The organism is Phenylobacterium sp. (assembly GCF_030651185.1).
Classification (GTDB): domain Bacteria; phylum Pseudomonadota; class Alphaproteobacteria; order Caulobacterales; family Caulobacteraceae; genus Phenylobacterium.
Map to the genome: position 1 here is coordinate 76365 of NZ_JAUSCJ010000001.1, position 6603 is coordinate 82967.

The window sequence follows — 6603 nt, forward strand, 5'->3', positions numbered from 1 at the left end:
GAGGGGGGACGACGCCGGCTTTAGGCGCGTGCGTCGGTATGTTCCCGGCCCCATGGTGTTTCCCCAGTGGAGCGTCTTTGGCGACGCTCCTTATATTTGAGAGGGTGAAGGTGCCAAAACTGGCGCCCGTAAGCAACGCCTGTTGGCCACTGCGGCCCTACGACCTGTTCTCCCGCGCCCCAAGCACCTTCGGGTCCGGCAGACCCGTGCGCTTCTTGGGCGATTGGGAGAGGAGCGTGACGTCCTTCACCTCCTTGGCGCCGCCGATGGCGATGGCCTCCCGCAGCAGGACAGCCTTCAGCTTGGCCTCGTCGATCTTGGTGTAGTCGGTGGCCAGGGTGAAGTACGGTGAACGATGCCCGGCGCGGATCAGCGCGTCGCGGAAGTAGGGCTCCCGGGTGCGCAGCTTGGCGGTGTTGGCCAATGCGGCAAGCTGAATACGCACCGAGACGAAGACGTAGTTGACCAGCAGGCCGCGCACGACGACCGGCAAGGCCGCCGGCGCCAGGTCTACATACTGACCGTCGGTCTTGGCGGGCTTCGCCGCCTCTGACGCCCGCGCCGGAGCGGCGAGGAGCGCCAGGGGCGCGAGGGCGATGAGGGCGCGACGATCCATGCGCTCACCCTGGCACGGATATGGTTTCCGGAAGCTTTCCGAAGCCTGGCGGCCCAAGGGGCGCCAACTCAGGTGTGCGTCCAGCCCCCGCGGCCGGGGTCGACGACCTGATCTCCGACCCGCACCTCGACCCCCGCGCCCTCCAGCACCTCACCGATGACCGTGAGGCCGACGAGGGCGGGCTGATCGGCCGAAGCGGTGCAGACGATCTCATAGTCGTCCCCCCCGGTGGCCAGGCGCAGCAGGGCGCCGGCCTGGTCATCCTGGGTCGCCAGCCAGGCGCGGGCGGACTTGGAGAGCGGCATCCTGTCGAGGTCGAGCCTCAGCCCCAGGCCACTGGCCTGCGCGATATGGCCCGCATCGGCCACCAGGCCGTCGGAAACATCGGCGGCGGCGCTGGCGCCCGCGCGCAGGAGGTCGCGCAGGTCCAGGCGCGGATTGGGCAGGCGATGGGCCTCCGGTAGCCAGCGCCGGTCAAGTTCCCCCCAGCCCGGACCCCAGTCCAGCCAGCCATCGCCGATCGGCCCACTCACCAGCAGCAGGTCGCCGGCCTTGGCGCCGCCGCGGCGGATCATGGTTCCGCTGGGAACCCAGCCCAGCAAGGTCATGGAGACCATCAGCGGGCCGGGGGTGGACACCGTGTCGCCGCCCAGCAGGACGACATTGAAGGCCAGGCCATCCTCATCGAGACCCCGGGCGAATTCCTGGCGCTGCTCCCAGCCGAAGCCCGCGGGCCAGGCGGTCATCAGGAAATAGCCGTAGGGCTCGGCGCCCTTGGCGGCCAGGTCGGAGAGATTGGAGCGCAGCAGCTTGCGCGCCACGATGTCGGGCGGGTCGCTGGGCTGGAAATGCACCCCGGCCACCAGGGCGTCCTTGGTGATCACCAGGTCGAAGCCCGGGCGGGAAGGGATGACGGCGGCGTCGTCCAACAGATCGAGCGCCTCGACCGCGCCGCGGGTCAGAGGGCGGAACAGCCGGGCGATCTGCTCGAATTCATCCGGCCCGGACATCCTGCGCCACCTTGTCGAGGGCCCCGTTGACGAACCCCGGCTCGGGCCCCTCGAAGAAGGATTTGGCCAGTTCGACATATTCGTCGATCACCACCTCGACCGGCACGTCGTCACGGTGCGAGAGCTCATAGGCGCCGGAGCGCAGGATGGCGCGCACGGTGGCGTCCAGCCGGTCCAGCTTCCAGCCGGTGGCCAGGCGCTTGACGACGGCGGCGTCGATCTCGCGCTGGCTTCCCACCACGCCGCGGACCAACTCCGCGAAGAAGGCCTCGTCGGCGGCGGCCAGGGGATCCCCCTCCCCGTCGCCCTCAATGCCACGGTCGAAGCGGTGGTCGGCGAACTCGCGGATCACGGCTTCGACGCCGACGCCCGAGACTTCCATCTGGTACAGCGCCTGGACGGCGGCGAGGCGCGCGACCGAACGGGCCTGCTTGGGCCGGCTCATCGGGCGCCCATCAGCTGGCTCTTCAGGGAGATCATGGTCAGCGCCGCGCGGGCCGCGCCGCCGCCCTTGTCGCCCTCGCTGACCTTGGCGCGGGCCCAGGCCTGCTCCTCGTCCTCGACGGTCAGGATGCCGTTGCCGATGGCCAGGCGCTTGCCGACCGTCAGATCCATGATCCCGCGGGCCGACTCGTTGGAGACGATCTCGAAGTGATAGGTCTCGCCACGGATCACCGTGCCGAGCGCCACATAGCCGTCATAGCGCACGCCAGTGGCGCCGCCTTCATCGGCCAGGGCGATGGCGCCGGGGATTTCCAGCGCGCCGGGCACCGTGACCACGTCATATTCCGCCCCCTGCGAGGTGATCGCGTCGGCGGCCCCCTGCAGCAGGGCGTCGGCCAGGTCGGAATAGAAGCGCGCCTCGACGATGAGGATGCGGATTTTGTCTTCGAGCATGGGTTCTTTCCGGAGCGCGGCCGAGTTGGCCGCCTCCTTTAGGCTGTTTCTCGCCAGCGGGCGAGATACCGGGCCAGCATGTCGATCTCGAGATTGACCCGGGAGCCGACGTTCAGCGTCCCGAGCGTGGTCACGTCCCAGGTGTGGGGGATCAGGTTCACGCCGAAAACGTCGTCCTCGACCTCGTTCACCGTCAGCGACACGCCCTCAATCGTGATGGAGCCCTTGGGCGCGATGAACCGGTGCAGAGGGCGGGGCACGCGCACCTGGACGCGGTGGCTTCCCCCCTCGCTCTCGATGGAGATCACCTCGCCGATGCCGTCCACGTGGCCGGAAACGATGTGCCCGCCGAGCTCGTCACCCACCTTGGCGGCGCGCTCCAGGTTGACCGGACGGCCTTCTTTCCAGTCCGACAAGGTGGTCAGGGAGAGGGTTTCGCCTGAGACTTCCACAGCGAACCAACCGTCGGCCTTCTCCACCACGGTCAGGCAGCAGCCCGCATGGCTGATGGAGGCGCCGATATCGACCGTGGAGAGGTCGAACTTGGTTTCGATCTCAAACCGCAGGTCGCGGTTGGTTTCGCGGACGGCGCGGACGCGGCCCACATCGGTGACGATGCCGGTGAACATTCAGATCCTCTCGTAGCGTTCCCACACATCGGGACCCAGCAGCTGAAGATCAACCCGCTTAAGCTTCGGCGCGCCGGAAAGCGCCTGGACGGCCAGGGCGCCGACGCCGGGCCTTCCCTCCCCGCCGATGATCATCGGCGCGCGAAACCACTCCAGGGCGTCGACCAGGCCGCAACGGAGGAAGCTGGCGGCCACCTGCCCCCCGCCCTCGACGAAGAGGCGGCTCAGGCCCTCGGCGGCCAGGGCGCGGACGACGTCGTGCAGCTCGGGCCGCTCATCGCCGACGGCATGGACCTGCAGGACGCGAACACCGGCGTCGACGAGGCGCGCCTGCGGCGGTGTGGTGGTGATCAGGTAGGTGGGAATATCGCGCGCGGTGGCGATCAGTCTGCACCCGTCAGCTAGCCGCTGGCGGCTGTCGAGCACCACGCGGGCCGGCTGGGGGCCATCGTGGTCGGGCAGCCGGACGGTCAGTTCGGGATCATCGGCCAGGGCCGTCTCGACGCCAACAACGACGGCGTCATGGGCCGCGCGCAGGCGGTGCACCTGCTCGCGGCTCTGCTCGCCGGTGATCCAGCGGCTCTCTCCCGTGGCGGTGGCGATGCGGCCATCGAGGGAGGTGGCGAGCTTGAGGGTGACGGTCAAAACCCGCCCTCCCCTTCATGGGGAGGGAGAAGCATCTTAACGCTCATCCTCAGAGCCTTCGCTGAGGCCCTCTTCGCCGAGGAAGGTGGCGAACTCACCGGCCTCGCGGAAGTCACGATAGACCGAGGCGTAGCGGACATAGGCCACGTCATCGAGCGCCTTGAGCTGCTTCATCACCATCTCGCCGACCGCCGAGGATGGCAGCTCGGTCTCGCCCATGCTTTCCAGCTGCCGGACGATGGTCGAGATCATCTTCTCGATGCGCTCGGCCTCGATGGGACGCTTGCGGGTGGCGATGGCGATGGAGCGGGCCAGCTTGTCCCGCTCGAAGGGCGTGCGCCGCCCCGACCGTTTCAGGATGGTCAGTTCACGAAGCTGAACCCGCTCGAAGGTGGTGAAACGGCCGCCGCACTCGGGGCACAGCCGCCGCCGCCGGATGGCCGCGCCGTCTTCCGACGGGCGGCTGTCCTTCACCTGGCTTTCGAGATGACCGCAGAACGGGCAGCGCATGATCTAGCCCCTCCTGGCCAATCCAACCCCTATTAGAGGGATTAGCTGTAGATCGGGAAGCGTTTCGTCAAGGTCAGGACCTCGGCCTTCACCTTGGATTCGATCGCCGAATTGTCGCCGCCAGCCGCGACGCCATCCAGGACCTCACCGATCCAGGTCCCGACCTGACGGAATTCAGCAGGCCCGAAGCCTCGCGTCGTGCCGGCCGGGGTCCCGACCCGCAGGCCGGAGGTCTGCATGGGAGGCAGGGGATCGAAGGGGATGCCGTTCTTGTTGGTGGTGATGCCGGCCCGCTCCAGGGCGATCTCGGCGTCGGCGCCGGAGACGTTCTTGGGCGTCAGGTCCACCAACATCAGGTGGCTGTCTGTCCCCCCCGACACGATCTTGAAGCCGGCCACCTGCAGGCTGTCGGCGAGCGCCCGGGCATTTTCGACCACCTGGCGGGCGTACTGCTTGAATTCCGGTCGCAGGGCCTCGCCGAAGGCCACGGCCTTGCCGGCGATGACATGCATCAGGGGGCCGCCCTGCAGGCCGGGGAAGACCGCGCTATCGATCTTCTTGGCCCACTTCTTGGAGTTGGTCAGGATCATGCCGCCGCGCGGGCCCCGCAGGGTCTTGTGCGTCGTCGTGGTGACGATGTGGGCATGCGGGAACGGATTGGGATAGGCGCCGCCGGCCACCAGGCCCGCATAGTGGGCGATATCCACCATCAGTAGGGCTTCGACGCTGTCGGCGATCTCGCGGAACCTGGCGAAGTCGATGGCGCGCGAATAGGCCGAGCCGCCGGCGATGATCACCTTGGGCTTCTCGGCCAAGGCCACCTCGGCGGCCTGATCATAGTCGATCAGGTGGTCCTGCTGGCGCACGCCATAGGCCACCGGGCGGAACCACTTGCCCGACTGGTTGACGCTCTTGCCGTGGGTCAGGTGGCCGCCGGCCGCCAGGTCCATGCCCATGAAGGTGTCCCCCGGAGCCATGGTGGCCATGAACACCGCCTGGTTGGCCTGGCTGCCCGAATGGGGTTGCACATTGGCGTACTCGCAGCCGAACAGCTGCTTGGCGCGCTCGATGGCGATTTCCTCGACCTCGTCCACCACCTCGCAGCCGCCGTAGTAGCGTTTGCCCGGATAGCCCTCGGCGTACTTGTTGGTCAGGACCGACCCCTGCGCCTCCAGCACGGCGCGGCTGACGATGTTCTCGGACGCGATCAGTTCGATCTGGTCCTGCTGGCGCTTCAGCTCCCGCGCCAGCACGCTGGAGACGGCGGGATCGCTCTCGGAGGCGGGCGCGGTGAAGAAGGCGTCGATGAAATTGGCGGCTTGGGCGGTCATGGGAGGGCCTTTCGGGAATCTGGGAGGGACGGGCCTGGGCGGCTCTTTAGCGCCTTGCGGGCCCGAGGCCAAACGTTGGGAACCAAGTTGGGTGGGGGGCGTTGACGCCAAGTCTGACGACCCTGGGCGAAGGGGTCCTCTGGCGCTTGTGATGCCATGTACCCAGGGGGCGACCGATGAGTATCGACAGGGAAGCTGACGACACCGATGTCGAGGAGGTTCTGTCCCTCGCGACCGTCATCGTCTCGGCCTTCGTCAGCCGGAATTCTGTGTCGCAGAACGACCTGCCAGACCTCATCCGGTCGGTGCACCAGAGTTTGAAGGGGCTTGGCCATGCCGCGCCCGTCGCCCTGAAAGAGCGGCCCAAGCCGGCGGTGCCGATCAACAAGTCGATCCAGCACGATTTCATCGTCTGCCTGGAGGACGGCAAGAAGCTGAAGATGCTCAAGCGCTATCTGCGCTCGCGCTTCGACATGAGCCCGGATGACTACCGTCGTCGGTGGGGTTTGGCGCCTGACTATCCGATGGTGGCGCCGGCCTATGCGGCGCGACGCTCGGACTTCGCCAAGCAGATCGGCCTGGGCAAGGGTGTGCGCCGGCGGACGTGACATGGGCGGCTCGGCGCCCGGATCGTTCAGATGGAAAGCGAAGTTGAGGCGTCTCCGAAGCGGTGGTTAGACGATCGGTATGCGCTCGCCTGCCCCAAATCGCAAGCTGGGCGAGGCCGAAAGAGAAAGGCGCCGCCCGGAGCGCCGCCCTTCAAAGGCTAGACTTCAAGCCGATCAGGCGGCGTAGCCGCCGACGCGCTTGATATTGCAGTGGGCCCACAGCATTTCCAGGGTCCTGGCCAGGTCGTCCATCATCTCGTCGGTGTGGGCCGGCGAGGGCGTGAAGCGCAGGCGCTCGGTCCCGCGGGGCACGGTGGGATAGTTGATCGGCTGGACGTAGACGCCGTGCTCTTCCAG

General features: G+C 67.6%; 10 protein-coding genes. 1 reads left to right on the forward strand and 9 read right to left on the reverse strand.

What is annotated here, in order from left to right; all coding sequences use genetic code 11:
• Positions 1–157: 157 nt before the first annotated feature.
• The 8 genes from Q7J39_RS00375 to glyA all read right to left on the reverse strand — a co-directional run bounded on the left by Q7J39_RS00375 (position 158) and on the right by glyA (position 5638).
• Positions 158–616, reverse strand: coding sequence for a hypothetical protein (locus Q7J39_RS00375; protein ID WP_304819311.1), 459 nt, complete (start codon positions 614–616; stop codon positions 158–160).
• Positions 617–684: 68 nt separating this feature from the next.
• Entirely contained in the window at positions 685–1626 is a 942-nt protein-coding gene (thiL, locus tag Q7J39_RS00380) for a thiamine-phosphate kinase (RefSeq protein WP_370689969.1), read from the reverse strand.
• Entirely contained in the window at positions 1610–2071 is a 462-nt protein-coding gene (nusB, locus tag Q7J39_RS00385; RefSeq protein WP_304819313.1) for a transcription antitermination factor NusB, read from the reverse strand. The genes thiL and nusB overlap by 17 nt, the downstream gene beginning before the upstream one ends.
• Entirely contained in the window at positions 2068–2523 is a 456-nt protein-coding gene (ribH, locus tag Q7J39_RS00390; protein ID WP_304819315.1) for a 6,7-dimethyl-8-ribityllumazine synthase, read from the reverse strand. The genes nusB and ribH overlap by 4 nt, the downstream gene beginning before the upstream one ends.
• A gap of 38 nt (positions 2524–2561) precedes the next feature.
• A complete protein-coding gene (locus tag Q7J39_RS00395; protein WP_304819317.1) occupies positions 2562–3152 on the reverse strand; it encodes a riboflavin synthase in 591 nt (196 codons plus the stop codon).
• Positions 3153–3797: a RibD family protein gene (locus tag Q7J39_RS00400; protein WP_304819319.1), complete on the reverse strand. Its 645-nt coding sequence runs from the start codon at positions 3795–3797 to the stop codon at positions 3153–3155. It abuts the gene before it with no gap.
• A 36-nt stretch (positions 3798–3833) separates the two neighbouring features.
• Positions 3834–4307 (reverse strand): transcriptional regulator NrdR, encoded by a 474-nt coding sequence (nrdR, locus tag Q7J39_RS00405; RefSeq protein WP_304819321.1) that lies wholly within the window; start codon positions 4305–4307, stop codon positions 3834–3836.
• A 41-nt stretch (positions 4308–4348) separates the two neighbouring features.
• A complete protein-coding gene (gene glyA / locus Q7J39_RS00410; protein WP_304819323.1) occupies positions 4349–5638 on the reverse strand; it encodes a serine hydroxymethyltransferase in 1290 nt (429 codons plus the stop codon).
• 176 nt (positions 5639–5814) lie between these two features.
• On the opposite strand from glyA, the gene Q7J39_RS00415 reads away from it, so the two are divergent.
• Complete coding sequence (locus Q7J39_RS00415) at positions 5815–6246, forward strand: MucR family transcriptional regulator (protein WP_304819325.1); 432 nt, start codon at positions 5815–5817, stop codon at positions 6244–6246.
• 174 nt (positions 6247–6420) lie between these two features.
• Here Q7J39_RS00415 and Q7J39_RS00420 read toward each other — a convergent pair.
• On the reverse strand, positions 6421–6603 hold a 183-nt coding region (locus tag Q7J39_RS00420; protein WP_304819328.1), incomplete at its 5' end, for an aminotransferase class I/II-fold pyridoxal phosphate-dependent enzyme.

Bases quoted from the DNA above. Each gene is read 5' to 3' on its own strand.
- nusB (WP_304819313.1), bottom strand. From the start codon at position 2,071: ATGAGCCGGCCCAAGCAGGCCCGTTCGGTCGCGCGCCTCGCCGCCGTC.
- thiL (WP_370689969.1), bottom strand. From the start codon at position 1,626: ATGTCCGGGCCGGATGAATTCGAGCAGATCGCCCGGCTGTTCCGCCCT.
- ribH (WP_304819315.1), bottom strand. From the start codon at position 2,523: ATGCTCGAAGACAAAATCCGCATCCTCATCGTCGAGGCGCGCTTCTAT.
- Q7J39_RS00375 (WP_304819311.1), bottom strand. From the start codon at position 616: ATGGATCGTCGCGCCCTCATCGCCCTCGCGCCCCTGGCGCTCCTCGCC.
- glyA (WP_304819323.1), bottom strand. From the start codon at position 5,638: ATGACCGCCCAAGCCGCCAATTTCATCGACGCCTTCTTCACCGCGCCC.
- nrdR (WP_304819321.1), bottom strand. From the start codon at position 4,307: ATGCGCTGCCCGTTCTGCGGTCATCTCGAAAGCCAGGTGAAGGACAGC.
- Q7J39_RS00395 (WP_304819317.1), bottom strand. From the start codon at position 3,152: ATGTTCACCGGCATCGTCACCGATGTGGGCCGCGTCCGCGCCGTCCGC.
- Q7J39_RS00415 (WP_304819325.1), top strand. From the start codon at position 5,815: ATGAGTATCGACAGGGAAGCTGACGACACCGATGTCGAGGAGGTTCTG.